This is a genomic window from Sulfuricystis thermophila (genome assembly GCF_004323595.1).
GTDB classification, from domain to species: domain Bacteria; phylum Pseudomonadota; class Gammaproteobacteria; order Burkholderiales; family Rhodocyclaceae; genus Sulfuricystis; species Sulfuricystis thermophila.
Window position 1 is genome coordinate 227752 of record NZ_AP019373.1, and the last position, 25988, is coordinate 253739.

At 62.6% G+C, this 25988-nt stretch carries 21 protein-coding genes and 1 tRNA gene; 19 read left to right on the forward strand and 3 right to left on the reverse strand.

The window, feature by feature from the left end; genetic code table 11:
• The 3 genes from mltA (at window position 1) to M52SOB_RS01280 (ending at window position 4470) form a co-directional block, all read left to right on the forward strand.
• Window positions 1–1212, forward strand: coding sequence for a murein transglycosylase A (gene mltA / locus M52SOB_RS01270; protein ID WP_172601717.1), 1212 nt, complete (start codon window positions 1–3; stop codon window positions 1210–1212).
• Window positions 1179–3110 (forward strand): sensor domain-containing diguanylate cyclase, encoded by a 1932-nt coding sequence (locus M52SOB_RS01275; protein WP_284155143.1) that lies wholly within the window; start codon window positions 1179–1181, stop codon window positions 3108–3110. Before mltA ends, M52SOB_RS01275 begins: the two co-directional genes overlap by 34 nt.
• Window positions 3111–3264: 154 nt before the next feature.
• Window positions 3265–4470 (forward strand): ammonium transporter, encoded by a 1206-nt coding sequence (locus M52SOB_RS01280; RefSeq protein ID WP_131110120.1) that lies wholly within the window; start codon window positions 3265–3267, stop codon window positions 4468–4470.
• Window positions 4471–4542: 72 nt separating this feature from the next.
• On the opposite strand, the gene M52SOB_RS01285 is transcribed toward M52SOB_RS01280, so the two are convergent.
• Window positions 4543–5274 carry a DsbC family protein gene (locus M52SOB_RS01285; RefSeq protein ID WP_131110122.1) on the reverse strand — a complete coding sequence of 244 codons (732 nt, stop codon included), beginning with the start codon at window positions 5272–5274 and terminating at the stop codon, window positions 4543–4545.
• Between the two features lie 38 nt (window positions 5275–5312).
• Window positions 5313–6467, reverse strand: coding sequence for a UbiH/UbiF family hydroxylase (locus M52SOB_RS01290; protein ID WP_131110124.1), 1155 nt, complete (start codon window positions 6465–6467; stop codon window positions 5313–5315).
• A gap of 71 nt (window positions 6468–6538) precedes the next feature.
• On the opposite strand from M52SOB_RS01290, the gene M52SOB_RS01295 reads away from it, so the two are divergent.
• The 15 genes from M52SOB_RS01295 to M52SOB_RS01365 all read left to right on the forward strand — a co-directional run bounded on the left by M52SOB_RS01295 (window position 6539) and on the right by M52SOB_RS01365 (window position 23846).
• Window positions 6539–6615 (forward strand) — tRNA-Met (locus M52SOB_RS01295).
• 413 nt (window positions 6616–7028) lie between these two features.
• A complete protein-coding gene (locus M52SOB_RS01300) occupies window positions 7029–7331 on the forward strand; it encodes a hypothetical protein (RefSeq protein WP_131110126.1) in 303 nt (100 codons plus the stop codon).
• The gene (locus M52SOB_RS01305) at window positions 7318–7887 is read left to right on the forward strand and encodes a restriction endonuclease subunit S (protein ID WP_131110128.1); all 570 of its coding nucleotides are present in this window, start codon (window positions 7318–7320) and stop codon (window positions 7885–7887) included. Before M52SOB_RS01300 ends, M52SOB_RS01305 begins: the two co-directional genes overlap by 14 nt.
• The gene (locus M52SOB_RS01310) at window positions 7884–9440 is read left to right on the forward strand and encodes a type I restriction-modification system subunit M (protein WP_131110129.1); all 1557 of its coding nucleotides are present in this window, start codon (window positions 7884–7886) and stop codon (window positions 9438–9440) included. The genes M52SOB_RS01305 and M52SOB_RS01310 overlap by 4 nt, the downstream gene beginning before the upstream one ends.
• Complete coding sequence (locus M52SOB_RS01315) at window positions 9437–10447, forward strand: virulence RhuM family protein (RefSeq protein WP_131110131.1); 1011 nt, start codon at window positions 9437–9439, stop codon at window positions 10445–10447. Before M52SOB_RS01310 ends, M52SOB_RS01315 begins: the two co-directional genes overlap by 4 nt.
• Entirely contained in the window at window positions 10444–11673 is a 1230-nt protein-coding gene (locus M52SOB_RS01320) for a restriction endonuclease subunit S (RefSeq protein WP_131110133.1), read from the forward strand. Before M52SOB_RS01315 ends, M52SOB_RS01320 begins: the two co-directional genes overlap by 4 nt.
• 20 nt (window positions 11674–11693) lie before the next feature.
• A complete protein-coding gene (locus M52SOB_RS01325) occupies window positions 11694–12506 on the forward strand; it encodes an HAD family hydrolase (RefSeq protein ID WP_284155144.1) in 813 nt (270 codons plus the stop codon).
• A gap of 9 nt (window positions 12507–12515) precedes the next feature.
• Window positions 12516–15725, forward strand: coding sequence for a type I restriction endonuclease subunit R (locus M52SOB_RS01330; protein ID WP_131110137.1), 3210 nt, complete (start codon window positions 12516–12518; stop codon window positions 15723–15725).
• A complete protein-coding gene (locus M52SOB_RS01335; RefSeq protein ID WP_131110139.1) occupies window positions 15722–16432 on the forward strand; it encodes a M48 family metallopeptidase in 711 nt (236 codons plus the stop codon). The genes M52SOB_RS01330 and M52SOB_RS01335 overlap by 4 nt, the downstream gene beginning before the upstream one ends.
• Before the next feature lie 14 nt (window positions 16433–16446).
• Complete coding sequence (locus M52SOB_RS01340) at window positions 16447–17925, forward strand: DUF3375 domain-containing protein (RefSeq protein ID WP_284155145.1); 1479 nt, start codon at window positions 16447–16449, stop codon at window positions 17923–17925.
• Window positions 17926–17956: 31 nt separating this feature from the next.
• Entirely contained in the window at window positions 17957–18619 is a 663-nt protein-coding gene (locus M52SOB_RS01345) for a DUF4194 domain-containing protein (protein ID WP_284155146.1), read from the forward strand.
• Window positions 18612–21995 (forward strand): ATP-binding protein, encoded by a 3384-nt coding sequence (locus M52SOB_RS01350; protein ID WP_131110141.1) that lies wholly within the window; start codon window positions 18612–18614, stop codon window positions 21993–21995. Before M52SOB_RS01345 ends, M52SOB_RS01350 begins: the two co-directional genes overlap by 8 nt.
• Before the next feature lie 12 nt (window positions 21996–22007).
• Complete coding sequence (locus M52SOB_RS01355) at window positions 22008–23192, forward strand: DUF3322 domain-containing protein (RefSeq protein ID WP_131110143.1); 1185 nt, start codon at window positions 22008–22010, stop codon at window positions 23190–23192.
• A gap of 43 nt (window positions 23193–23235) precedes the next feature.
• Complete coding sequence (locus tag M52SOB_RS01360) at window positions 23236–23511, forward strand: type II toxin-antitoxin system Phd/YefM family antitoxin (RefSeq protein WP_131110145.1); 276 nt, start codon at window positions 23236–23238, stop codon at window positions 23509–23511.
• Window positions 23511–23846, forward strand: coding sequence for a type II toxin-antitoxin system RelE/ParE family toxin (locus M52SOB_RS01365; RefSeq protein ID WP_131110147.1), 336 nt, complete (start codon window positions 23511–23513; stop codon window positions 23844–23846). Before M52SOB_RS01360 ends, M52SOB_RS01365 begins: the two co-directional genes overlap by 1 nt.
• A 127-nt stretch (window positions 23847–23973) precedes the next feature.
• On the opposite strand, the gene ilvA is transcribed toward M52SOB_RS01365, so the two are convergent.
• Entirely contained in the window at window positions 23974–25527 is a 1554-nt protein-coding gene (gene ilvA, locus M52SOB_RS01370) for a threonine ammonia-lyase, biosynthetic (RefSeq protein ID WP_172601718.1), read from the reverse strand.
• On the opposite strand from ilvA, the gene M52SOB_RS01375 reads away from it, so the two are divergent.
• Entirely contained in the window at window positions 25526–25948 is a 423-nt protein-coding gene (locus M52SOB_RS01375) for a YqaA family protein (protein WP_131110151.1), read from the forward strand. The two genes, ilvA and M52SOB_RS01375, sit on opposite strands and share 2 nt — an antisense overlap.
• Window positions 25949–25988 lie beyond the last annotated feature (40 nt).

The window sequence follows — 25988 nt, forward strand, 5'->3', positions numbered from 1 at the left end:
GTGAAGCTCTGGAATTTAGCACTTCTCGTCTGGCTTGCCGGTTGTGCCGTCGCCCCGGCGCCAACCCCCTGTCCGCCTTGCCCTGCCGTCGAAGCGCCCAAGCCAGCCGTCAAACCGTTCCAGCTCGCCCAGTGGAGCGACTTGCCCGGCTGGGAAAACGAAGACCACGCCGCCGTGCTCGAACTGTTCAAAGGGCAATGCGCGACGCTCGCCAAACGGCCCTTGTGGCTGTCGACCTGCGAGTCGGCGCAGAAAGTCGGCGCTGGGGGAAATGAGAGCGTCCCGCCGGGCGCCGACTCACCTCCAAAAGTCGGCGCTGGCGTGACGGCACCCGGCGCAGCGAAAGCGTGGTTCGAGGCGAATTTCCGGCCCTGGCAGATGGTCGCGCCGGACGGCGGTCGTGAAGGTCTCATCACCGGCTATTACGAGCCCGTCGTGCGCGGCAGCCGCACCCGCAAACCGCCGTATCTGACCCCGGTGTTTGGCCCGCCGGACGATCTGATCGTCGTCGATCTGGCCAGCCTTTACCCGGAGCTGAAAAACATGCGGCTGCGCGGTCGGCTCGACGGCCGGCGGCTGATCCCCTATTACAGCCGTGCCGAATGGACGGCGGAAGAAGAAAGACGCGCCGATCAGGCACTCCTCTGGCTCGACGACCCGATCGACTTTTTCTTCCTGCAAATCCAGGGATCGGGACAAGTGGTGCTCGACGATGGCAGCCGGGTCAGGATCGGCTACGCCGACCAGAACGGCCATCCCTATCGTTCGATCGGCAGCTGGCTGATCGAGCAGAATGAACTCAAACCTCACGAAGCCTCGATGCAGGGCATCCGCGCCTGGGCCGAGCGCAACTCGCAGCGCCTGCAGGAACTGCTCAACGCCAATCCGAGCCTGGTCTTCTTCCGCGAGCTGCCCGCCGATGGCTCTGGTCCGCCTGGCGCCTTGGGCGTGCCCTTGACGCCCGAGCGCTCGCTCGCCGTCGATCCGCGTTTCATCCCTTTGGGCGCACCGGTCTGGCTAGCGACGACGCGCCCGAATGGCCAGGAGACGCTCGCCCGGCTGATGCTGGCGCAGGATACCGGCGGCGCGATCAGGGGCCCGGTGCGCGCCGATTTCTTTTGGGGCAGCGGGCCGGAGGCGGGCGCGCTGGCCGGCCGGATGCGCCAGAAGGGCAGGGTGTGGGTATTGCTGCCCCGCTGGCTGGAACCTTAACGAAAGGCATAGAATCCGGCCTGAAGGGAGGAAGGATCCTGAACAAACTGAAGCACAAAGCCACGCTGTTCTTCGTCGCCATCCTGGCCCTGCTGGTGGTGATGCTGACGGCATTGTCGGCTTTCAGTTACCGTCGCTTTTCGCTCTACATGGCCGAGCGGCATGCGCGCTCGGTGGCCGAAACCGTCAAGGTCGGGCTCACCGAGAGCATGATCAACGGCACCATCGACAAGCGCCAGCAGTTCCTTTCCCGCGTGGCGAGCGTGCCCGGTGTCCTCGAGGTGCGCGTGGTCCGTGGCACGGCCGTCATCGATCAGTTCGGTCCGGGGCTGGCGGCTGAAACCGTCCGCAGCGATGGCATCGAACGGGTATTCGCCACGGGCAAGGAGGTCTTCGAAGTCGTCGATGCCGCCGAGGGGCCGGTCTTCCATGCCGTCCTCCCCTACATCGCCAATGACCAGGGCATCCCGAACTGCCTGCAATGTCACGCCGTGACGAACGGCACGGTGCTCGGCGCGGTGAGCATCGACATCGACCTCAAAGAAGTCCGTCATGAAGGCGTCTTCGCCGTTGCCTTCGTCAGCCTGATCGTTTTCCTTGCCGCGCTCGTCTCCCTTTACCTGTTGCGACGCATGTTGAATCCACTCTCGGAAACCGCCGAGGCGGTGCGCGACGTCACTTCCCAAGCGGTCGGCGGCAACTTTTCCGGTCGCATCCGGCAGACGAGCACCGACGAGGTGGGTGAGATCGCCGGTAACATCAACAAGCTGATGGATTTCCTGGAGCGTGAGATCACGAGGATCCAATCGCGCGTCAGCCAGCTCATCGGCCAGCGTTGCACTCAGGGTGGCAATCAGCTGGTGCTGACCACCGAGATGGTCGACAGTCTGGTCGAAGCCTCGCAGTTCAAACAGGCGATCGAGGAAGACCAGACCAAGCATGAGATCTACCGGCGTCTGGGCGATGTCCTCGAGCGCAAGTTCGACTTCAAGCGCTACTCGATCTACGAGATCGCCAACAGCAAGAACCGCATGACGCCGATGCTCGTCGATGGCGAGATGGGGGCGAACTGTCGCTGGTGCGATCCGCAGATCCTCGTCGATGCGAGCTTCTGCCGCGCCAAACGCACCGGTCACGAGGTCGATGCCATCGCCCAGCCAGGCTTATGCACGATGTTCCGCCCGGGAGAGGAAGGGGATACGCATATCTGCCTGCCGATGATCCAGTCCGGCATGGCCGGCTGCGTGACGCAGATCGTCGTCTCCAGAGAGGAAGCTGATTTGACGCGCCTGATGGCGCCGTTTTTGGCCGTCTATCTGCGTGAGGCCGGCCCGGTGTTGGAAGCCAAGCGGCTGATGGAGCATCTGCGCGAGAATGCGCTGCGCGATGCGATGACGGGGCTTTACAACCGCCGCTTCCTCGAAGAATACGTCAGCGCCCTCGTGGCGGGCAGCCAGCGCAGGAAGAGCCCGTTCTCCGTGTTGATGCTCGATCTGGATTTCTTCAAGCAGGTCAACGACACGCACGGCCACGAAGCCGGCGACAAGGTGATCAAGACGCTCGCCGACATCCTGCAGCGCAATATACGCAGTTCCGACATGGCGGTGCGCTACGGGGGCGAGGAGTTTCTGGTCCTGCTGCTCGATACCGGCGCGGAAGGCGCCCTGAAGGTCGCCGAGAAGATCCGCGCCGAGGTGGAATCCACCAAAATCTCGCTGCCCGGCGGCATGCTGCAGAAAACCCTCTCGATCGGCGTCGCCGAATACCCTGAAGACTCCGACACCTTCTGGCAGGTGGTCAAGTTCGCCGACGTCGCGCTCTACAAGGCCAAGACCACCGGACGCAACAAGGTGGTGCGCTTCACGCCTGACATGTGGGATGAGGGAGCGCATTATTGATTTGAACGGACGAACGCACCAACTTCGTGCGTATTGGGCGCCAATATGGTGCGGCGCAAGAGCCGTACCATTTTAATATATTGATTCTAAATAAATTTCATTCTGGAACACTTGTTGCTCCATGGTTGTCCATTTGCAATCTCAGGGCACCACCATGGAGCATTTCAAGACTTCAGCTGACGTATTGTTCATTCTCCTCGGCGCGATCATGATCCTGGCGATGCACGCCGGCTTCGCCTTCCTCGAGCTCGGCACCGTGCGGCGCAAGAACCAGGTCAATGCGCTGGTCAAGATCCTGTGCGATTTCTCGGTGTCGACGCTGGCCTATTTCTTCATCGGCTACGGCATTGCCTATGGCGTGCATTTCTTCTCCGGCGCCGAGACGCTGATGGCCAAGAACGGCTACGATCTCGTCAAGTTCTTCTTCCTGCTCACCTTCGCGGCCGCGATCCCGGCGATCGTCTCGGGCGGCATCGCCGAACGCGCCAGATTCACCCCGCAACTGGCCGCCACCTTCCTACTGGTGGGCTTCGTCTATCCCTTCTTCGAGGGCATCGCGTGGAATCAGGCCTTCGGCATCCAGGGCTGGCTGGCGGCGACGTTCGGCGCGGAGTTCCACGATTTCGCCGGCTCGGTGGTGGTGCATGCGGTCGGCGGCTGGATTGGTCTTGCCGCCGTGCTGATGCTCGGCGCGCGGCGCGGCCGCTATCACAAGGATGGCGGCATCGCCGGCGTGCATCCTCCCTCCAGCATTCCCTTTCTCGCACTCGGCGCCTGGATCCTGATCGTCGGCTGGTTTGGCTTCAACGTGATGAGCGCCCAGACGCTCGAAAAAATCTCCGGCCTGGTGGCAATGAATTCGCTGATGGCGATGGTTGGCGGCACACTCGTCGCCCTCGTCATGGGCCGAAACGACCCGGGCTTCGTGCATAACGGCCCGTTGGCCGGACTCGTCGCGGTCTGCGCCGGTTCCGATCTGATGCATCCGCTCGGTGCGCTGGTGACGGGCGGGGTGGCCGGCGCGCTGTTCGTCGTGATGTTCACGATCACCCAGAACCGCTGGAAGATCGACGACGTGCTCGGCGTCTGGCCGTTGCATGGCTTGTGTGGCGCTTGGGGCGGCATCGCGGCGGGCCTCTTCGGCACCACGGCCTTGGGCGGACTGGGCGGCGTGAGCTTTTTTAGCCAACTCACCGGCACGTTGCTGGGCTTGGCAATCGCGTTCGCCGGCGGACTCCTCGTCTATGGCGGGTTGAAAGCCGCAGTCGGCATCCGGCTCGATGCCGAAGAGGAATTCGAGGGGGCGGATCTCACGATCCACAAGGTCTCGGCGAGTGCCGAACGCGACACGCTCTGGTAAGACTCCCTGCCGGCAGAAACCGGATCGGGCTGCTAAAAATCGGCGCTGGCGGGACGGCACCCCGCCAGCCTGTCACTTGATGTTCGCGCTGCCCTTGTCGAGGGCTTTTTCGAGCATCGCCGCCGGCATGTAGCCAGGGATGCGTGAGCCGTCGGCGAAGATCAGCGCCGGCGTCCCGCGGATGTTGAGTTTGCGGCCGAGCGCGACGACCTTCTCAGTTGGATGGCTGCAATTGCCGCTGGCCGGCTGCTTGCCTTCGAGCATCAGGTCGTTCCAAGCCTTGGCGCGGTCGCTGGCGCACCAGATGTTCTTCGATTTCTCGGCAGAGTCCGGCGAGAGGATCGGGTAGAGGAAGGTGTAGACCGTCACGTCAGTCACCCCTTGCAGTTCCTTTGCCAGCTTGCGGCAGTAGGTGCAGTTCGGGTCTTCGAACGTGACCAGCAGCCGCTTGCCATTGCCCTTGACCTGCTTGACCGCCAGATCGAGTGGCAGTTCGGAGAACTTCACTTGCGAGAGTTTCTGCTTGCGCTCCTCGGTGAGGTTCTTCTTCGCCTGCACGTCGAGCACGTCGCCGTTGATCAGGAAGCCGACCTTCTCGTCGGTGTAGAGCAGGTCGCCGCCGATCTGGATCTCATAGAGGTTGAACTTGTCGAGCTTGCGCACCGCATCGGCCTTGGTGCCGGGGCCGAACAAGTCGGCGAGCACCGAATCGACGGTCTTCTTGACTTCCGCTTCGCCGGCCAAGGCTGCCTGGGCGAGCACCAGGGCAGCCAGGCTGCCGATGATCGTTTTGCTGAGCTTCATTGAATCTCCAGAGGTTGTGGGACGACGGTTGGGGGCGCTCAACCCATCGCGTAGCGGGCGAGAGCGTCCTTTATGACCGGCAGGCGGTCGAAAAGGTTCATGCCAAGATTGCGCAGCGCGGCGACGGGTAGCTGCGGCACGGCGAACAGGCGCTGCAGCCCGTGGGTGACGGATTGCAGCGCGAGGACCTCCTCGCGGCGGGCGCGCTCGTGGCGGCGCAGCCAGTAAAGATCCCCGCAATCGAAGTGTTCCGGGCAGGCGGCGAGCGTTTCCGCCAGGCTTTTGGCGTCCTGGAAGCCGAGATTGATGCCGTGGCCAGAGAGCGGATGGATGGTGTGCGCCGCATCGCCGATCAGCGCCAGCCGCGGCGCGACGGTGCGTGGCGCGCGCATCAGCCGCAGCGGAAATGCCGCGGGCGGCGTGACCAGCGCCAGCGCACCGAGCCGGTAACAGCCCGCCGCCGCGACCCGATCGCAGAATGCGGCCGGATCGAGCGAGAGCAATTCCTGCGCATGCGCGGTCGGCGTCGACCAGACGATCGAGATCAGATCATTCGGCAGCGGCAGATACGCCAGGATGCCGTCGGCGAGGAACCATTGCCAGGCGGTGCCAAAATGCGGTTGGCCAGCGCGGAAATTCGCCACCACCCCCATCTGGTCGTAAGGCTGGAATTCGACCTCGATGCCGGCAGCCTCACGCGTCCAGGAATCCGCGCCGTCGGCCGCGACGATCAGCCGGGCGGTCAAGGCGCGGTGGTCGGTCAGCTCCAGCACTACCTCGCTGTCGCCGATGTCGAGTAGCGCGGGGGTGGCCGGACACAGCAGATCGGCGTTGCCCTGGCGCTTGGCGGTTTCCCACAGCTCGGCATGCAGCAATGACGCTTCCATGATCCACGCCAGCGCTTCCACACCGCTCGCGTAGGCCGAGAATTCCAACGCGCCGCCACGGTCGCCATGCACCGACATCCGGGTGACCTTCTGGCAGCGCGTCAGATCGAGGTGCCGCCAGATGCCGATTTCATCGAGGAAGCGCACGTTGGCCGGGCTGATCGCATACACGCGCGCATCCCAGCCTTCTGGCCGGACGGGCGGATGCGCCTCGACGACGGCGATTTTCAGGCGGCTCTTGCGCAGCGCCACGGCCAGAGACAGACCGGCGAGACCGCCGCCGACGATGATCAGGTCGTAATCCATGCGCGCATTGTCGCGTGCCGCGCCGAACTTGACAAGGCCGGCGGCCGACCGGGATAATTCCGCCCCTTCGTGGTGATGTAGCTCAGCCGGTTAGAGCGACGGATTCATAATCCGTAGGTCGAGGGTTCAAGTCCCCCCATCACCACCATATTCCCTCCAGCCCCGATTCTGCGGGGCTTTTCTTTTGGCCGGAACCGCCAGCACTGGCGAGGCTTTTGGCGAGGTCTGGTGTTTCGCCTCCAACCTCAGGGCGCATTTTCCTCGCCGCTGGGGCCCGGAATCCTCTCTTTTCTCCATTTGACCGTGGCTGGACGAGGCTTGACCCCGCGATTACAAGCGGGTTTCGGGCCGAGGGGGTGAGCGAGAGACGGGACATCCCTTCCATGCCGAACACAACCATAGGCGGGCATCGTCACGACTGCCACGATCATCACGCCGACGGTGATGATCGTGATGATGGTGGCGGTCGGCCTCTATTGTTAGGGTCGGCTGGAAAGGGGATACCCGGGCAAGAGGGGTTCTTCCTGACGATATTCCAATGTGGGGGGCGCGAGCGCGGCATTGCGCTACCGTCCATCGTCACTCATCGTCGCCGCCGAAGATCGCCAGCAGACCATCCAGCCCAGCTTCCGCCCGCCCGAGGTCACCGACGAGGCCCCAATGGATGGCATCGGGGGCATGGCCGAAGTGGTCGTCGGCGAGTTGCTGCAGCCGTTCCAGCTTGGCGTGGATGGCGGCAGTGCTGGACCGATGACATTTCTACAAAAACGCCGTTACGACAGATTGATATGTGAAATCGTCGTGCCTATGATGTCGATCGTCATGATCGTCGTAATCGAGTTTTTGCAGAATGAAGCTGGGTGATATTGCCGATGTCCGTATGGGCTACCCCTTCCGGTCACGCCTTGAGCACGATCCGGCGGGCGATGTCGCGGTGATTCAAATGAAGGACATCGACGACGCCAACCTGCTGCACACCGAGGATGCGATCAAGATCTCGCTGCCCGAAGGCAAAGGGCACCACTTGATCCAGGAGGGCGATCTCGTTTTCCGTTCTCGTGGGCGCAGCAATTCCGTCGCCCTGGTTGCAGCGGACATCGGTGAAGCCGTGCTCGCCGCCCCGATGCTCCTGATCCGCCCGCGCAAAGTGCTGCCTGCCTACCTGCACTGGTTCATCAACCTGCCGGCGACGCAGGCGAATCTGGCAGCATTGGCCGAAGGCACCTCCGTGCGGATGATCAGCAAGGAGGCGCTTCTGGACATGGACGTGCCGGTGCCCAGTATGGCCCGGCAACGCAGGATCGTGGATGTCGCGCGACTCGCACAGCGCGAGCAGGCGCTGATGGCAGGTATTGCCGCACAAAAAAAACGACTCGCCGAGGGAATTCTCATGCGGTACGCAAGAAAGGGAAGTCAATGACCGACCAGATCACGCAACAAGACGTCAACAGCACCGCCTGGGCTGCCTGCGACACATTCCGGGGCGTCGTCGATCCGGCCCAGTACAAGGATTACATCCTGGTGATGCTGTTCCTCAAGTACATCAGCGACCTGTGGGCCGACCATTACGCCGAGTACCAGCGCGAATACGGCGACAACGAGGAGCGCATCCGCCGCCGGCTTGCGCGCGAACGCTTCATCCTGCCCTATGTGGAATTCAAGGATGAAGACGGCAAGGTGACGGAGCGCTTCCTGGCCGACTTCTACGCCCTCTACGACCGGCGCAAGGAAGCCAATCTCGGCGAACTGATCAACATCGTGCTCGACCACATCGAGGAAGCCAACAAGGCCAAGCTCGAAGGCGTGTTCCGCAACATCGACTTCAATTCCGAAGCCAACCTCGGCAAGACCAAGGATCGCAACCGCCGCCTGGAAAACCTGCTCAACGACTTCGCCAAGCTCGACCTGCGCCCCTCCCGCGTCTCCGAGGACGTGATCGGCAACACTTACATTTACCTGATCGAGCGCTTCGCGTCGGACGCCGGCAAGAAGGCGGGCGAGTTCTACACGCCCAAGCAGGTGTCCCGTCTGCTGGCCCAACTGGCCGCGCCGAAACCCGGCGACCGCATCTGCGACCCGGCCTGCGGTTCCGGTGGCCTGCTGATCGAGGCCGCTGCGCTGGTGGAGGCGCAGGGCAGCCGCGACTTCGCCCTGTTCGGCCAGGAGGTGAATGGCAGCACCTGGGCGCTGGCGCGCATGAACATGTTCCTGCACGGCAAGGACGCCGCCCGCATCGAATGGGGCGACACCCTCAACAGCCCGGCGCTGGTCGAGAACGACCGTCTGATGCGCTTCAACGTCGTCGTCGCCAATCCGCCGTTCAGCCTCGATAAATGGGGCGGCAAGGAAGTCGAGGCCGACCGCTACAGCCGCTTCTGGCGCGGCATGCCGCCCAAGTCCAAGGGCGACTATGCCTTCATCTCGCACATGATCGAAGTCGCCCTGCCGCAGGAAGGGCGCGTCGCCGTCGTCGTGCCCCACGGCGTGCTGTTCCGGGGCGGCGCCGAGGGCTGCATCCGCCGCGCCCTGATCGAGGAAAACCTGCTCGATGCCGTGATCGGCCTGCCCGGCAACCTCTTCCCCACCACCTCGATTCCCGTCGCCATCCTGGTCTTCGACCGGGCGCGGGAAAAGGGCGGCCCCCGCGAAACCTGCAAGGACGTGCTGTTCATCGACGCCAGCCGCGAATACCAGTCCGGCAAGAACCAGAACACCCTGCTCGACGCGCACATGAAAAAGATCGTCGACACCTTCCAGGCGCGCCAGGCCGTGGACAAGTATGCCCACCTCGCCACGCTGGACGAGATCGCCGAGAACGACTTCAACCTCAACATCCCCCGCTACGTCGACACCTTCGAGGAAGAGGAGGAAATCGACGTCGCCGCCGTGGAAAAGGAAATCGAGCGTCTGGAAGGCGAACTGGCCGAGGTCCGGGCCAGGATGAAGCAGTACCTGAAGGAGTTGGGCGTATGACTTCCGGTGAGCTCATCCTCTATACCGCCGAGGACGGCAGTGTCGCCGTCCAGCTGCGCGCCGAGGGCGGCACGGTGTGGCTCACCCAGCTCGAAATGGCCACCCTGTTCGATACGTCCAAACAGAACATCAGCCTGCACATCAAAAACATTCTGGCCGAGGGCGAACTGTCGCCAGCAGTCGTCAAGGAATACTTGACAACTGCCAGTGACGGGAAGAACTACAAAACAAAGACTTACAACCTCGACATGATCCTGGCCGTCGGCTACCGGGTGCGCTCCCCGCGCGGCACCCAGTTCCGGCAATGGGCCACCACCCACCTGCGGGAGTATCTGGTCAAGGGTTTCGTCCTCGACGATGCCCGCCTCAAGGAGCCCGGCGGCTGGGACTACTTCGATGAGCTGCTGGCCCGCATCCGCGACATCCGCGCCTCGGAGAAGCGCTTCTACCAGAAAATCCGCGACATCTACGCCACTGCCGTCGACTACGACGGCCAGTCCGAGGCCGCCCAGCTGTTCTTCAAGAAGGTGCAGAACAAGATGCTCTGGGCCGTCACCGGCCGCACCGCGGCGGAAATCGTCGCCGAACGTTCCGACCCCGCCCTGCCCAACATGGGTCTCACCACCTGGCAAGGCGGCCGGGTGCGCAAACAGGACGTGACCATCGCCAAGAATTACCTGAGCCGCGAAGAGATCGAGGCCCTCGACCGCATCGTCGTCATGTACCTCGACTATGCCGAAGACCAGGCCCGGCGCCGCAAGACCATGACCATGCGCGACTGGGAAGACAAGCTCGACGCCTTCCTGCAGTTCAACGAGCGCGACGTGCTCACCCACGCCGGCAAGCTGCGGTCGGACGTGGCGGAGAAGCTGGCGCTGGAACGCTACGAGCGTTTCGACGCCGCCCGGCGCGAGGCGGAACGGCTGGCGGCGGATGCGGAGGATATGGCGGCGCTGGAGCAGGTGGAGCGGCAACTGGAAGGCAAGGGGCGGGGGGGGAAGAAATGACGCCAGCCCCCCAGGAACTTGCCATGTGGAGACGAGTACATGTTGCAGACGTTTGCGAAACTGTCAGCGTAGGTATCGTTATCCAGCCATCGCAATACTACGTCGCACCTAGCCAAGGCATCCGAGCTTTTCGATCAGCGAATATTGGCGAAAATCGCGTTGTTGATCGCGACTGGGTCTACTTATCTCCTGAAGGGCACCGGGCAAACTTGAAATCATCGCTCAAAGCTGGCGACGTTCTAGTTGTTCGTTCTGGTGCGCCGGGCACTGCTTGCGTCGTTACCGAAGAGTACGCAGGGTCAAACTGCATCGACATAGTATTTGCGCGCCCTCATCAGGGCCAGGTTCTCCCCGAGTATCTTGCCGAGTTTACAAACTCTCCCGTCGGCAGGCGCCATGTACTTGGAACGCAAGGAGGGCTGGCGCTAAAGCATTTCAACGTCAGTGCCTACAAACAGTTGGAACTGCTTCTTCCGGAGATTGCTGAGCAGAAAAGGATCGTCGATCTCTTCGCCGCTTGGAACACCGCCATCCAGAAAACCGAGCAACTGATCGCGGCGAAGGAGCGGCACTACACCCACGAGCTCTCGCGCCTGATCAGCCGTGGCCATCATCCTCGCAGCCACGATGGCTCCTTCGCCCACGAAATTGCCGAGCGCAATCGCGGCGGCAAGTGGCGAACCGTGGCGCTTTCCGACATTGCCACCGTGTGGAAGGGGCAGCAACTCAACAAGGATGCCATGGTCGAGGACGGGACGTACTACGCGCTCAATGGCGGCATCAAACCCTCTGGCCGCACCACCGAATGGAACTGCGAGGCGGAGACGATCACGATCAGCAGCGGCGGCAACTCTTGCGGCTTCATTCGATTCAACCCCGAACGATTTTGGTGCGGTGGAGACTGCTTCGCGTTGAAGAAACTATCACCAGATGTCGATGTGTCATACCTGTTTCACTACCTGAAAGGCCAACAACACCGAATGATGGCGCTACGAACAGGCTCCGGCATCCCCCATGTTTATCGTGCCGACGTTGAAGCCTTCCCCGTCGTACTACCCGATTTCGCCACCCAAACTGCCATCGCCCGCTATCTCAACGCCCTGCGCGAGGAGATTGACCTGCTCGGCCAGTCGCTTGCTGCCCTCAAGCGGCAGAAGCGGGGCCTGATGCAGAAGCTGCTGACTGGCCAGTGGCGCATGCCCAACAAAGAAGGAGTCCAGACATGAGCAGACCAAGGAAAGCCCGAATGGCCATCGCCTATGACTTTGATGGCACGCTCGCTCCCGGAAACATGCAGGAGCATCAGTTCCTGCCCGACATTGGTATCAAGCCTCATGACTTTTGGAAGGAAGTGCATGACGTCGCACAGGAGCATCAGGCAGACGAGGTTCTGGTTTACATGAACCTGATGTTGCGCAAGGCTGCCGCCACAAACGTGCCAGTTCGGCGTGAAGATTTCAAGGCTAGGGGGAAGTCCATCGAGCTATTCGACGGCGTGAAGGAATGGTTCGGCCGAATGAATGCGTATGCAAAGACGAAAGGCGTGGAGCTAAAGCACTATCTAATCTCTTCAGGCAATGAGGAGATCTTTGCCGGCACACCCATTGCCAAGGAATTCGAGGCGGTTTATGCCTCCAAATATCTATTCGATGTCAATGGCGTCGCGCAGTGGCCGGCACTCGCCATCAACTACACCACCAAGACCCAGTTTCTCTTTCGCATCAACAAAGGCATCAAGGACATCAGTGATAACGCCTCGGTCAATAGGTTCGTCCCCAAGGACGAGCGCCCCGTGCCGTTCGAGCACATGGTCTTCATCGGCGATGGCTCCACGGACATCCCCTGTTTCCGCTTGATCAAGGATCAAGGGGGGCTGTCCGTTGCCGTGTACCCACCGGGGAAAAAAGGCGCGAAGGATAAGGCGGAGAAATATCGTCAGGATGGCCGTGTCCACGCTGTAGCCTCGGCCACATACACGGACGGCTCGGAACTGGACAAGCTCATCAAGGCTCGCATTGACTTCGTTGCCAGTCGTCATGCGCTGCATAGTTTGCTGTGAGGGGCGAGCATGGACAGCTTCCGCTTCGACGAGAAATACCTCTCGCAGATTCCGGCGCTGCAGGTGCTGGTCAATCTCGGCTTCGAGTACCTGACGCCCGCCGAGGCGCTGGCCGCGCGGGGTGGCCGTGCCGGCAACGTGCTGCTGGAGGAGATCCTGCGCGAGCAGTTGAAGAAGCTGAACCGCATCCAGCACAAGGGCGCGACCTGGCTGTTTTCCGAGGAGAACATCCAGAGCGCCATCCAGCGGCTGAAGAACGTGAAGTACGACGGCCTGCAGAAGACCAACGAGGCCGTCTACGACCTGCTGACCCTGGGCGTGGCGCTGGAGCAGTCCATCGAGGGCGACGTGAAGAGCTTCACGCTCAACTATGTGGACTGGCGCAATCCGGCCAACAACGTCTATCACGTCACCGCCGAGTTCTCCGTCGAGCGCACGCGCAGCTACGACACGGTGCGGCCCGACATCGTGCTGTTCGTGAACGGCATCCCCTTTGCCGTGATCGAGTGCAAGTCGCCGAAGGTGGAGGTCGGGCAGGCCATTTCGCAGATGATCCGCAACCAGCGCGACGAGTACATTCCGCGCCTGTTCACCTATGTGCAGATGGTGCTGGGCTTGAACAAGAACGACGCGCGCTACGCCACCACCGGCACGCCGGCCAAGTTCTGGTCGAAGTGGAAGGAAGAGATTTCCGATGCGGTGCTCCAGCCCTTGCTGGAAAAGCCGCTGCCGGAGCGCGTGAAGGCGTCGCTGTTCGACAGCGCCTTCCAGGAACTGGGCGTGCGCGAAGACCCGGCGCCCTACGTGGTCAGCCGGCAGGTGACGGAACAGGATCGGGCGCTCTATGCCTTGTGCCGTCCCGAGCGGCTGCTCGATCTGGCCTGGCAATACACGGTGTTCGATGGCGGCGTGCGCAAGATCGCGCGCTACCAGCAGTATTTCGCCATCCGCGAGATCGTCGCCCGGGTGAAGCAGATGGATGAGACGGGCAGGCGGCGCGGCGGCATCGTCTGGCACACCCAGGGTTCCGGCAAGTCGCTGACGATGGTGATGCTGGCGCGCGCCCTGGCGCTGGACCCGGAGATCAGGCATCCGCGCATCGTGCTGGTGACCGACCGGGTGGATCTGGACAAGCAGCTCGGCAACACCTTCGCCGCCTGCGGCCTCTCGCCCGACCGCGCCGAGAGCGGCCGGCATCTCATGGAACTGGTGGCCGACCACAAGGCGCACATCGTCACCACCCTGGTGCACAAGTTCGACAAGGCGCTCAACTTCAAGAAATTCACCGACGACTCGCCCGACATCTTCGTGCTGGTGGATGAGACCCAGCGCACCCAGCTGGGCAGCTATTCGGCGCGGATGCGGCAGATGTTCCCCCGCGCCTGCTACATCGGCTTTACCGGCACGCCGCTCTTGACCCGCGAGAAGAGCGACGTGTCGCGCTTCGGCGGCATCATCCATACCTATGCCATCGACCAGGCCGTGGCCGACGGCGCCATCGTGCCGTTGCTCTACGAGGGGCGGATGGTGGAGCTGGAACAGAACCAGAGCGCCATCGACGTGTGGTTCGAGCGGCACACCCAGGGGCTGACCGACCAGCAGAAGGCCGACCTGAAGAAGAAGTATGCCCGCGCCGAAATGCTCGACAAGGCCGAGCAGGTCATCTACATGCGGGCCTTCGACATCAACGAGCATTACAAGCAGAACTGGCAGGGCACCGGCTTCAAGGCGCAGCTGGTCGCGCCCAACAAGGCAGCGGCGTTACGCTACAAGGCGTTTCTCGACGAACTGGGCGAGGTCAGCAGCGAGGTCGTCATCTCGCCGCCGGATGAGCGCGAGGGTTTCGACGAGGTCGATGCCGAGGAATCGACCGACGCGGTGGTGGCCTTCTGGCAGCGCATGATGAAGCGCTACGGCTCCGAGGAGGAATACAACAAGCAGATCGTCAATGCCTTCAAGTTCGGCGACGAGCCGGAAATCCTGATCGTGGTGGACAAGCTGCTCACCGGCTTCGATGCCCCGCGCAACACGGTGCTGTACCTGGCCCGGCGGCTCAAGGATCACACCCTGCTGCAGGCCATCGCCCGCGTGAATCGCCTGTACGAGGACGACAGCGGCGCCAAGGCCAAGGAATTCGGCTTCATCATCGATTACGTCGGCGTGCTCGGCGAACTGGACGAGGCGCTGACCACCTATAGCGCACTGGAGGGCTACGATGAATCCGATCTGCGCGGCGCGCTGAGTTCGATCCTCGATGAAATCAAGCAACTGCCGCAGCGGCATGCCGACCTGTGGGACCTCTTCAAGACGGTCAGGAGCCGGCAGGACGAGGAAGCCTTCGAGGCGCTGCTGGCCGACGAGAAGTTGCGGGGCGATTTCTACGACCGCCTGTCGGCATTCGCCAAGACCCTCGCCGTCGCCCTGTCGAGCGAGCAGTTCATCGGACAGACGCCGGCGCAGCGCATTCAGTCCTACAAGAACGATCTCAAGCGCTTCGTGAATCTCAAGGCGGCGGTCAGGCTGCGCTACTCCGAGTCCATCGACTATCGCGACTTCGAGCCCAGGATCAAGAAACTGCTCGACACCCACATCACGGCCAGCGAGGTGGTGCGCCTCAACGCCCCGGTGAACATCTTCGACGGGCAGGCCTTCCAGAAGGTGGTCGAGGAGCAAGGGGCTGGCAAGGGCGCGGGCGCCAAGGCGGACATCATCGCCCACGCCACGAAACGGGCGATCACCGAACGGCTGGCGCAGGATCCGGCGTTCTATGAGAAGTTCTCCAAGCTGATCCAGCAGGCCATCGACGACTACCGGGCCAAGCGCATCACCGACCTGGAATACCTGCAGCGCGTCACCGATATCAAGGACGCGGTGGTGCAGCGGAAATCCGATGATCTGCCGGCGGCGATTGCCGGCGACGAGGACGCGACGGCGGTCTATGGCTTGCTCCAGCCGTTTGTCGCGGCACACGTTAGCGATGCAGCGCAGGCCAGGCAAATCGCCGCCGAGGCAGCCAAATCCGTGTGGGACGTATTCCTGAACAATCGCAAGGTGGGCTACTGGGACGATCTCGATGCCCAGCGGCGCACGATGAATGAAATCGACGACTACCTCTATGACGAAGTGAAAGGGCGGCAAGGTGTCGACCTGACCACTGCCGAGATGGACGAGATCATCGAGAAGACGATGCAGCTCGCACGCCACCGGATGGCGGCATGAAAACCGTGGTCGGCATGATCGAATACGGTCGCGAGACCATCCGCTACGAAGTGCGCTTCCTGCCAACTCGGCGGACGCTGGGTATCGAGGTGCATCCCGACCAGCGAGTCGTGATCCGGGCGCCGGTGGGTTGCACGGAAGATGTGATTGCAGATCGGGTACGCAAGCGCGCCTCGTGGATCAGCCGGCAGATAGCCGATTTCCGGCGTTACAGCCCCCGCACGCCGCAGCGGCAATACGTCAGCGGCGAGACGCATCTTTACCTGGGACGGCAGTATCGCTTGAAAGTCGGCGCTGGCGAGACGGCATCGGTCCGGATGACGCGCGGCCAGCTATGCGTGACGATGCCCGGCATTCCCGATCCGGAGCGCGTCAAGACGATGCTGCACCGCTGGTACCTCGACCACGCCAGGCGGGTCTTCAGCGAGGTTCTCGACCAGTGCCTCATCAGGTTCAAGGGGCATCCACGGCCCCGTCTGATCGTCCGGGCAATGCAGTCGCGCTGGGGCAGCCTCTCGCAGACGGGAAGCATGACGCTGAATGTCAATTTGGTCAGGGCGCCGCGCGCCTGCATCGAATACGTCGTCACCCATGAGTTGTGCCATCTGCGGCACCGTGATCACGACGCCAGTTTTTTCAAGCTGCTTGGGCGGGTGATGCCGGATTGGGAGCAGCGGAAGCAGAAGTTGGAAACGGCACTTCTTTGAATCGGGGGGATGAAATGTCAGATTTCAATTTCCCGACGATGGCATTGAACTTTGCCACTCTCGATGCCCTGCGCGCCCATCATCCCGCCTGGCGTCTGCTACGCTCGGATCATGCGCCGCTGGTGGCAAGCTTCCTGCACCGGGTGTTCGTCGAGCCCAATGTGCGCGTGATCAGCGAGGCCGATCTCGTCGAGCGGCTTGCGGACGAGCTCTACGCCTTGCGTCAAGAACTCGGCGAAGCCGCGTTTCCCAAGCCGGCGCAGGAATATCTCAATGACTGGGCGTCGCCTGAGAAGGGCTGGCTGCGCAAGTTCTACAAGCCCGGCACCGACGAGGCACAATTCGACCTCACGCCCGCGACCGAGAAGGCGATCGCCTGGCTGGCGCAGCTCTCCGAACGGCAGTTCGTCGGCACCGAATCGCGTCTGCTCACGCTGTTCGACCTGCTCAAGCAGATGAGCGAGGGCAGCGAGGCCGACCCGGCCAAACGCGTTGCCGAGCTGCAAAGGAAACGCGACGAAATCGAAGCCGAGATTGCTCGCGTGCAGGCCGGCGATGTGCCACTGCTGGATGACACTGCTCTGAAGGATCGTTTTTTGCAGTTCATGCAGGGCGCGCGTGAGTTGCTCGCCGACTTTCGCGAGGTGGAGCACAATTTTCGTCAGCTCGACCGCCACGTGCGCGAGCGCATCGCGCTGTGGGAGGGCGGCAAGGGAGCGCTGCTGGAAGAGATCATGGGTGAGCGCGATGCGATTGCCGATTCCGATCAGGGCAAGAGCTTTCGCGCGTTCTGGGATTTCCTGCTCTCCAGCCGTCGTCAGGAGGAGTTGACCGAGTTGCTGGAACGGGTGCTCGAGCTGCCGGCGGTGGCGGCCTTGCAGCCCGATGCCCGTATCCGCCGCGTGCATTACGACTGGCTGGAGGCAGGCGAACATACTCAGCGCACGGTGGCGGCCTTGTCGCAACAACTGCGCCGCTTTCTCGACGACCAGGCCTGGCTGGAAAACCGCCGCATCATGGATATCCTACACGGCATCGAGAGCAAGGCCCTGGCGCTGCGAGATACGCCGCCGATGGGTGCCGTGATGGAGATGGCCGAGGCGTGCGCCGATATCGAACTGGTGATGGAGCGGCCGTTGTTTACGCCGGCGGTGAAACCGGTCATTGCCAACCTGGCGCTGCTGGCAGGAGACGAGGACATCGACTCCTCCGCCTTGTTCGATCAGGTGGTGGTAGACAAAGCGAGGCTCACCCGTCACATCCGCCACGCCTTGCAAGGTAGGGCGCAGATCACGCTGCGCGAACTGGTGGCCGCACAGCCCCTGCAGCAGGGCCTGGCGGAGCTGGTGGCCTACCTGCAACTGGGCAGCGATGCCTTCAACGCCGTAGTGGATGAGGACACGCCGGAAGTCATAGAGTGGCAGGCAGAAGACGACCAGGGCGAAGCCGTGATTCGGATGGCGCGGCTGCCCCGGGTGATTTTCATGCGCTGACCTCAAGAACGAAACGGGGAATTCAACAGGGATGGAACAGGACTTCACCAGCGCAATGACCGCGGCCGCACCCGACCCGGATTTGTCTGCATTGCTGATCGGGCTGCTCAAGGGCGTGCAGTACCGGGAGGAAGATGAGCGCCAATGGGCGGCATTGCTGAACCTGCAGGCGCGTGTGCGGGACTACGTGGCGGTTCTCAATCTGGAACTGGTGCTCGATGAGGCGGAGGGCTATGCCTTTCTGAAGAGCCGCCCGGAGCCCGCGGAGGATGATCCGTCACCGCGCTTGCCACGCCTCATCGCGCGCCGCCCCCTGTCGTTTCCCGTGAGTCTTCTGCTGGCCTTGCTGCGCAAGAAATTGGCCGAATTCGATGCCAGCGGCGGTGATACGCGTCTGGTGCTGTCGCGGGATCAGATCGTCGAGCTAGTGCGGGTTTTTCTGCCGGATGGGCCCAACGAGGCCAAACTGATCGACCAGATCGAAACCACGATCAACAAGGTGGTGGAGCTCGGCTTTCTACGCAAACTCAAGCCTGCGAGTGGTGGCTTGGCTGGGCAGGCCAATTACGAGGTGCGGCGCATCCTGAAAGCTTTTGTCGATGCGCAATGGCTGGCCGAGTTCGATGCCCGCCTGGCGGCTTATCAAACCGCCCTGTCCGGTGCGGCATCACGCAAGGAGGCAGGCGATGCGTGAGGCAGAGTCTCTGGAACTGGACTTCGCGGCGAACGATGGCTTGTCGGGCTTTCGTCTCATGCGGCTTTCGGTGTTCAACTGGGGCACCTTCGACGGCCGGGTGTGGACACTGGAACTCAATGGCAAGAATGGCCTGCTCACCGGCGACATCGGTTCCGGCAAGTCCACGCTGGTGGATGCCATCACCACGCTGCTGGTGTCGGCCCAGCGCATCGCTTACAACAAGGCCGCCGGGGCGGACAGCCGGGAACGGACCTTGCGTTCCTATGTATTGGGGCACTACAAATCGGAACGGAATGAGGTCACGGGTATGGCCAAACCCGTCTCCCTGCGCGACCACAACAGCTATTCCGTCATCCTGGGCGTGTTCCACAACGCGGGGTACGACCAGACGGTGAGCCTGGCGCAGGTGTTCTGGATGAAGGAGCCGCAAGGCCAGCCAGCCCGGTTCTTCGTCGGGGCCGAGCGCAGCCTGTCGATCGCCGAGGACTTTGCCCATTTCGGCGCCGATATCGCCGCGCTGCGCAAGCGACTGCGCGGGGCGGGCGTCGAACTCTTCGACAGCTTTCCGCCCTATGCCGCGTGGTTCAGGCGCCGCTTCGGCATCGAGAACGATCAGGCGTTGGAGCTCTTTCACCAGACGGTGTCGATGAAGTCGGTGGGCAATCTGACCGACTTCGTGCGCAACCATATGCTGGAGCCGTTCGAGGTGGCGCCGCGCATCCAGGCGCTGATCGGCCACTTCGACGATCTCAACCGCGCCCATCAGGCCGTGCTCAAGGCCAAGCAGCAGGTGGCAATGCTGACGCCGTTGGTGGCCGACTGCAAGCGCCATGACGAACTGGCAAACGAAGTCAATCATCTGCGGCAATGCCGCGAAGCGCTACGCCCCTACTTTGCCAGCCTCAAACTGGGGCTGCTCGACAAACGTCTGGCGCTGCTCGATGAAGAGTGGCACAAGCTCGATGGGCAGGTGCGGCGGCTGGAGAGTGTGCGCGAACAGCAGGCCCGGCAGGTCGATGAGCTCAAGCAGGCCATCCATGACAATGGCGGCGACCGTCTTGAACGACTTGCTGCCGAGATCCGCAAGAAAGAGCAGCTGCGCGACGCACGCAAGGCCAAGGCGGAGCGTTATCGCGAGCTGACGGCCGTATTGGGTGAGTCCGTGCCTGGCGATGAAGCGGCTTTTGCCGCGCAGCGGACGCAGTTCAGGGCGTGGCGGGAAGCGTTGCAAAACCGCGAGGCCGACCTTCAAAACGCGCTGACCGAGCTTGGCGTGAGCCTGCGGCAGGGCAAGCTCGAGCACGAGCGCCTGACGGCGGAAATCGGCAGTCTCAAACGCCGGCGCAGCAACATCGACGACCAGCAGATCCAGATACGCGCCGCCCTGTGCGACGCGCTGGGCCTCGATGCGGATGAGATGCCCTTCGCAGGTGAGCTGATCCAGGTGCGCGACGAGGATCGCGACTGGGAGGGTGCGGCAGAACGGCTGCTGCACAGCTTCGGGCTATCATTGCTGGTGCCGGATGCCTACTACAAGGCGGTGGCCCAGTGGGTGGACAACCACCACCTGCGCGGGCGTCTGGTCTATTTCCACGTCCGCCCTCGCAAAACCGGCGATCTGCCGCAACTGCACCCCGACTCCTTGGTGAGGAAGCTCGCCCTCAAGCCCGATTCGCTCTACTACGACTGGCTGGAGCGCGAGCTCGCCCATCGCTTTGATGTGGCCTGTTGCACGACACAGGAGCAGTTTCGCCGCGAAACGCGCGCCATCACCCGCGCAGGCCAGATCAAGGATCCGACCGGCCGGCATGAGAAGGACGACCGGCACCGCATCGATGATCGCAGCCGCTATGTGCTCGGCTGGAGCAACAGTGCCAAGATCGCCGCGCTGGAAGACGAGCATCGTCGGCTCGAGAACCAACTCGGCGCGCTGGGCGGTGAGATCGGGAGAATCGACGCCGAACGCAAGGGACTGCAGTCCAGACTGGATGCGCTCTCCCGCTTAGAAGAGTTTTCGAGCTTCGAGGAAATCGATTGGGCCAGCGTGGCGATGGAGATCGCGGCACTGGAAGACGAGCGCCAAAAGCTTGCGCAGGCATCCGATGTCCTCAAGCAGTTGAATGAACGCCTGCTGGAAATGCAGCAGACGCTCAAGGGCAGCGAAGGGGCGCTGCAATCGGCGCGCGAGCGGCGTGCCAAGGTGGAGCAACGTCGCACGGATGCCCAGGAACTGCGCCAGCAGACGGCCTTGCTGGTGCAGGACACCACCCTCGATGCGACGCTGTCGACTACCTTGGAGGCCATGCGGGCCGAGGTCCTCGGCGAGCACCCGTTGACCGTGGAATCCTGCGACAACCGCGAGCAGGAAGTGCGCGCCCGGCTGCAAGGTCGGATCGATGCCGAGGACTCGAAGCTCAAACGCCTGGCCGAGAAGATCATCAAGGCGATGGCCTCATTCAAGGAAACCTTCAAGCTCGAGACGGCCGAGATGGATGCCAGCCTGGAAGCCGCCTTCGAGTACGAAAACCTGCTGACACGGCTCAACCGCGATGATCTGCCACGCTTCGAGACGCGCTTCAAGGAATTGCTGAACGTCAATACCATCAACGAGATCGCCAATTTCAATGCCCAGCTGGCGCGCGAGCGCGAAACGATCAAGGAACGCATCGCCCAGATCAACAAGTCGCTCGCGGAAATCGACTACAACCCCGGGCGCTACATCGTGCTGGAATCGCAGGCGAGCCCCGATGCCGAGATCCGCGACTTCCAGCGCGATCTGCGCACCTGCACCGAAGGCGCGCTGACCGGTTCGGACGACGCCCAGTATTCCGAAGCCAAGTTTCTTCAGGTCAAGGCGATCATCGACCGCTTTCGTGGCCGGGAGGGCTTGTCGGAACAGGACCGGCGCTGGACCGCGAAGGTCACGGACGTGCGCAACTGGTTTCTGTTCTCGGCCAGCGAGCGCTGGCGCGCAGACGACACGGAATTCGAGCACTATGCCGATTCGGGCGGCAAATCGGGCGGCCAGAAGGAGAAACTGGCCTACACCATCCTCGCCGCCAGCCTCGCCTACCAGTTCGGCCTGGAATGGGGGGCGGTGCGCTCGCGTTCCTTCCGTTTCGTGGTCATCGACGAGGCGTTCGGGCGCGGCTCGGACGAGTCGGCGCAATACGCGTTGCAACTGTTCCGCAAACTCAACTTGCAGCTATTGATCGTCACGCCACTACAGAAGCTCCACATCATCGAGCCCTTCGTGTCCAGCGTCGGGTTCGTGCACAACGAAGGTGGCCGGGCCTCCAAATTGCGTAACCTGTCCATCGCAGAGTATCGCGCGCAAAAGGCCCGCGAGGCCGTGGCGCCGCAGTCTGCTTAAGGATTCCGCACAGTGACGTGGACGACCGCAAAGGAGTTGAAAGCGCAGCTCGTGCGGCTGTGGGAACGCGGGGAGCTTCTGCGCGATTTCGTGACCTACAACAGCCGTTTTCCCTTGCGGCTTGCCATCAAGGGCCCGGCATCGAGAGACCTCACCGAGCGGTTTGATGCCGTGCGCGCCTGGGCGGCGGAGTTGGCCAACGCCCGCCCCTTGCGCCTGGAATGGCAGGAGATACGCCACCGCGTGCAAGGAACGCAAAGGCTTCCCGCAGCCGGCTGGATCGACTCGCTCGAAGACGCACTCGTCTGGCTCGGCAGGCGCTGCGAGTGGGATCGGTTTGCAAGCCTCGTCGAGATGACCCGGCAGCAAAACCCCTTCCTGTTGCCCTGGCTGGGAAAGCGGCCCTTGCAGGCGCTCGAACTGGCGGGTGAATGGCCCCGGTTGCTGGCCGTGGTCGACTGGGTCAAGCAGCACCCCCGGCCAGCGGTCTATCTGCGTCAGGTGGATTTGCCTGGCATACACAGCAAGTTCATCGAGACCCATCGCGCCGTGCTGGCCGAGCTGCTCGATCTGGCCTTGCCTGCGGACAGCGTAGACACGACCAAGACGGGTGTTGCGCAGTTTGCCGCCCGCTATGGGTTTCTCGACAAACCGGCGCGGATTCGCTTGCGCATCCTCGATCCCGCCATTCATCTCGTGGCCGGCGCGCCCTGTCCGGATATCACGCTGGACGCCGGCAGTTTCAGCCGGCTGGCGATCGATGCGCGGCGGGTATTCATCACGGAAAACGAAATCAACTTCCTGGCCTTCCCTCCCGTGCCGGGCGCGATCGTCATCTTTGGCGCCGGCTACGGCTGGGAGGCGCTCGCCCAGGCGCGCTGGCTGACGCAGTGCGCCATCCACTATTGGGGTGACATCGACACCCACGGCTTTGCCATCCTCGATCAACTGCGCAGTCACTTCAGTCACGCGAGCTCGTTACTCATGGATCGCGCCACGCTCGAGGCGCACAGGGCGTTCTGGGGACGGGAAGACAAGCCACAACGGGGCGATCTCTCCAGACTGACAGCGGAGGAATTGAGCCTGTACAACGACCTGCGCGACAACCGTATCCGTGAAGGACTACGGCTGGAGCAGGAACATCTGGGCTTTGGTTGGGTGCAGGAGGGGATTGATCGATTGTTGCAACAGGACTGAATAAAGACTATATTGAGTCCTTGTTGGATCAAGGCGTCAGGTCATGCGCTACTCATCGCAAGTCAAACCCATCAGTTACCTCAAGGCAAACGCTGCCGAAGTCTTGGCTCAATTGACCGAGGGGCGGGAGCCGCTGGTCATCACCCAGAACGGGGAGGCCAAGGCGGTCATTCAGGACGTCGCCTCCTTCGAGGAAACACAGGAGACGCTGGCGCTGCTGAAAGTTCTCGCGCTCGGCAATGCACAGATCGAAGCGGGCAAGGTCAAGCCCGTGGGTGAGGTTGTCGCAAGATTGCGGGCCAAACAGGCAGCCGAGTAATGGCGGGGCGCAAATACGAGGTCTTGCTGACCGAGGGGGCCGAGCAGGATCTGGAGTCGATCTACGACTACATCGCAGAATTTGATTGCAAGGTCAATGCCGACCACGTGCTGGATCGGCTACTGGAAGTCGTCGAGAGTCTATCAACCTTTCCTGAGCGCGGTGCCTATCCCAAGGAACTTGCGGCGCTCGGCATCCGGGAATATCGGCAGACCGCCTTCAAGCCCTATCGCGTGATCTACCGTGTCATCGCGCAGAAGGTTTATATCTACGTGATCGCCGACGGCCGACGGGATATGCAGTCACTCTTGGCGCGTCGCCTGCTTGGAGCTTGACGGCCGAACGGGGCAGATAACCAACCGCAGCAGTGCTCATCGGCCCCAATAGCGAGTTTTCGGTAGTAAGCCTCGCACCACCATTTCAGGAAGCCAGCCGCGCGCTGGCTTTTCCATTTCTGCGCCCTCAACCGAGGAACAGCCGGTAGGCCGGGTTGGCCGATTCGTCCCAATAGCGATAGCCGAGGTTCTTCAAGAAGGCGCGGAATTCGCGCATCTCCTTGGGCGGCACCTGCATGCCGACCAGCACGCGGCCCGTGTCGGCGCCGTGGTTACGGTAGTGGAACAGGCTGATGTTCCAGCCGGCGCTCATCTTGTCGAGGAAGTTTTTCAGCGCGCCGGGACGTTCGGGGAATTCGAAACGGTAGAGCAGCTCGTCCTTCGCCTGCGGGGCGTGGCCGCCGACCATGTGACGGACGTGCGACTTGGCCATTTCGTCGTCGGTGAGGTCGAGCGTGGCGTAGCCGTGGCGGCGCAACAGCTCGGCTAGTTTGGTCGCTTCGGCGCGGTGATGCACCTGGATGCCGACGAAGACGTGCGCTGCACGCGGGTCGTGGTAACGGTAATTGAATTCGGTGATGTTGCGGTTGCCGATCAGCGAGACGAACTTTTTGTAGCTGCCGGGTTTTTCCGGCAGTGTGACGGCGAACACCGCCTCGCGCTGTTCGCCGACCTCGGCGCGCTCGGCGACGAAGCGCAGCCGGTCGAAATTCATGTTGGCGCCCGAGGCGACGGCCACCAGGGTCTTGCCATGGGCCTTGTGCCGCGCCGCCCAGACCTTGGCGCCGGCGACGGCCAAGGCGCCGGCGGGCTCCAAGATCGAGCGCGTGTCCTCGAAGACATCCTTGATCGCGGCGCAGATCGCGTCGGTATCGACCAGCACCATCTCATCGACATATTCGCGGCACAGCCGGAAGGTCTCCTCGCCGACCATCTTCACCGCCGCGCCGTCGGCGAACAGGCCGACCTGATCGAGCCGTACACGCTTGCCAGCTTTGAGCGAGCGATCCATTGCATCGGCATCGGCGGCTTCGACGCCGATGATCTGCGTCTGCGGCCGCAGCCGCTTGATGTAGGCGGCCACACCGGAGATCAGCCCGCCGCCGCCGACACAGCAGAACACCGCGTCGATCGGGTCGGGATGCTGGCGCAGGATCTCCATGCCGATCGTGCCCTGACCGGCGATGACATCCGGATCGTCGAAGGGATGCACGAAGGCGAGCTTCTCGCGTTTTTCCAGCTCGCGTGCGTGCGCATAGGCGGCATCGTAGCTGTCACCAAAGAGCACCACCTCGGCGCCGCGCTTGTCGACCGCGTCGATCTTGATCTGCGGTGTGGTGACCGGCATCACGATCACTGCGCGGATGCCGAGTTTCTGCGCGGCGAGCGCGACTCCCTGGGCATGGTTGCCGGCCGAGGCGCAGATCACGCCGCGCTTGCGCTGCTGCGGCGTCAGGTGGGCGATCTTGTTGTAGGCGCCGCGCAGCTTGAAGCTGAACACCGGCTGCATGTCCTCGCGCTTCAAGAGCACGCGGTTGCCGCTCCTGGCGGAGAGGTTGGGGGCGAATTCGAGCGGCGACTCGAGGGCGACGTCATAGACGCGGGCGTTGAGGATTCTTTCCAGGTAATCCATGATGGGTGCGGGGTCATGAGAGTTTTGCGCAAGAGTAACATGCGGCATGGCGTTTCTCTTCACTCCCGAGGCGAGCCTCGCCGGCCTGCTGCTCGCCAGTTTCCTCGCCGCGACGCTGCTACCGGGTGGCTCCGAAGCCGTGTTTCTCGCCGTCGTGCTCGGTCATCCCGAACAGGCCGCTGCCGCGCTGTTGCTGGCGACGCTGGGCAATACGCTGGGCGGTATGACCACTTATGCGCTGGGGCGCTGGCTGCCGCAGAAAGTCGGCGCTGACAAAACGGCACGCGCGGTCGTCTGGCTGTGGCGGCATGGCGCGCCGCTGCTCGTGTTCGCCTGGGCGCCGTTGATCGGCGACGTGCTGTGTGGCGCCGCCGGCTGGCTGCGCCTTCACTGGCTGCCTTGCCTGCTGTGGATGGCCCTCGGCAAGGGGGCGCGTTACACCGTGCTGCTCTGGGCGGCGGCCGGCTGATGCCCGTTCCCCTGCAGACGATCAGTTAGAATTTGCTGCC

Coding starts and splice junctions, on each gene's coding strand:
- M52SOB_RS01280 (WP_131110120.1), top strand. CDS start 3,265: ATGGAGCATTTCAAGACTTCAGCTGACGTATTGTTCATTCTCCTCGGC.
- M52SOB_RS01285 (WP_131110122.1), bottom strand. CDS start 5,274: ATGAAGCTCAGCAAAACGATCATCGGCAGCCTGGCTGCCCTGGTGCTC.
- M52SOB_RS01290 (WP_131110124.1), bottom strand. CDS start 6,467: ATGGATTACGACCTGATCATCGTCGGCGGCGGTCTCGCCGGTCTGTCT.
- M52SOB_RS01305 (WP_131110128.1), top strand. CDS start 7,318: ATGAAGCTGGGTGATATTGCCGATGTCCGTATGGGCTACCCCTTCCGG.
- M52SOB_RS01310 (WP_131110129.1), top strand. CDS start 7,884: ATGACCGACCAGATCACGCAACAAGACGTCAACAGCACCGCCTGGGCT.
- M52SOB_RS01315 (WP_131110131.1), top strand. CDS start 9,437: ATGACTTCCGGTGAGCTCATCCTCTATACCGCCGAGGACGGCAGTGTC.
- M52SOB_RS01320 (WP_131110133.1), top strand. CDS start 10,444: ATGACGCCAGCCCCCCAGGAACTTGCCATGTGGAGACGAGTACATGTT.
- M52SOB_RS01325 (WP_284155144.1), top strand. CDS start 11,694: ATGGCCATCGCCTATGACTTTGATGGCACGCTCGCTCCCGGAAACATG.
- M52SOB_RS01330 (WP_131110137.1), top strand. CDS start 12,516: ATGGACAGCTTCCGCTTCGACGAGAAATACCTCTCGCAGATTCCGGCG.
- M52SOB_RS01335 (WP_131110139.1), top strand. CDS start 15,722: ATGAAAACCGTGGTCGGCATGATCGAATACGGTCGCGAGACCATCCGC.
- M52SOB_RS01340 (WP_284155145.1), top strand. CDS start 16,447: ATGTCAGATTTCAATTTCCCGACGATGGCATTGAACTTTGCCACTCTC.
- M52SOB_RS01345 (WP_284155146.1), top strand. CDS start 17,957: ATGGAACAGGACTTCACCAGCGCAATGACCGCGGCCGCACCCGACCCG.
- M52SOB_RS01350 (WP_131110141.1), top strand. CDS start 18,612: ATGCGTGAGGCAGAGTCTCTGGAACTGGACTTCGCGGCGAACGATGGC.
- M52SOB_RS01360 (WP_131110145.1), top strand. CDS start 23,236: ATGCGCTACTCATCGCAAGTCAAACCCATCAGTTACCTCAAGGCAAAC.
- M52SOB_RS01365 (WP_131110147.1), top strand. CDS start 23,511: ATGGCGGGGCGCAAATACGAGGTCTTGCTGACCGAGGGGGCCGAGCAG.
- M52SOB_RS01375 (WP_131110151.1), top strand. CDS start 25,526: ATGGCGTTTCTCTTCACTCCCGAGGCGAGCCTCGCCGGCCTGCTGCTC.
- ilvA (WP_172601718.1), bottom strand. CDS start 25,527: ATGCCGCATGTTACTCTTGCGCAAAACTCTCATGACCCCGCACCCATC.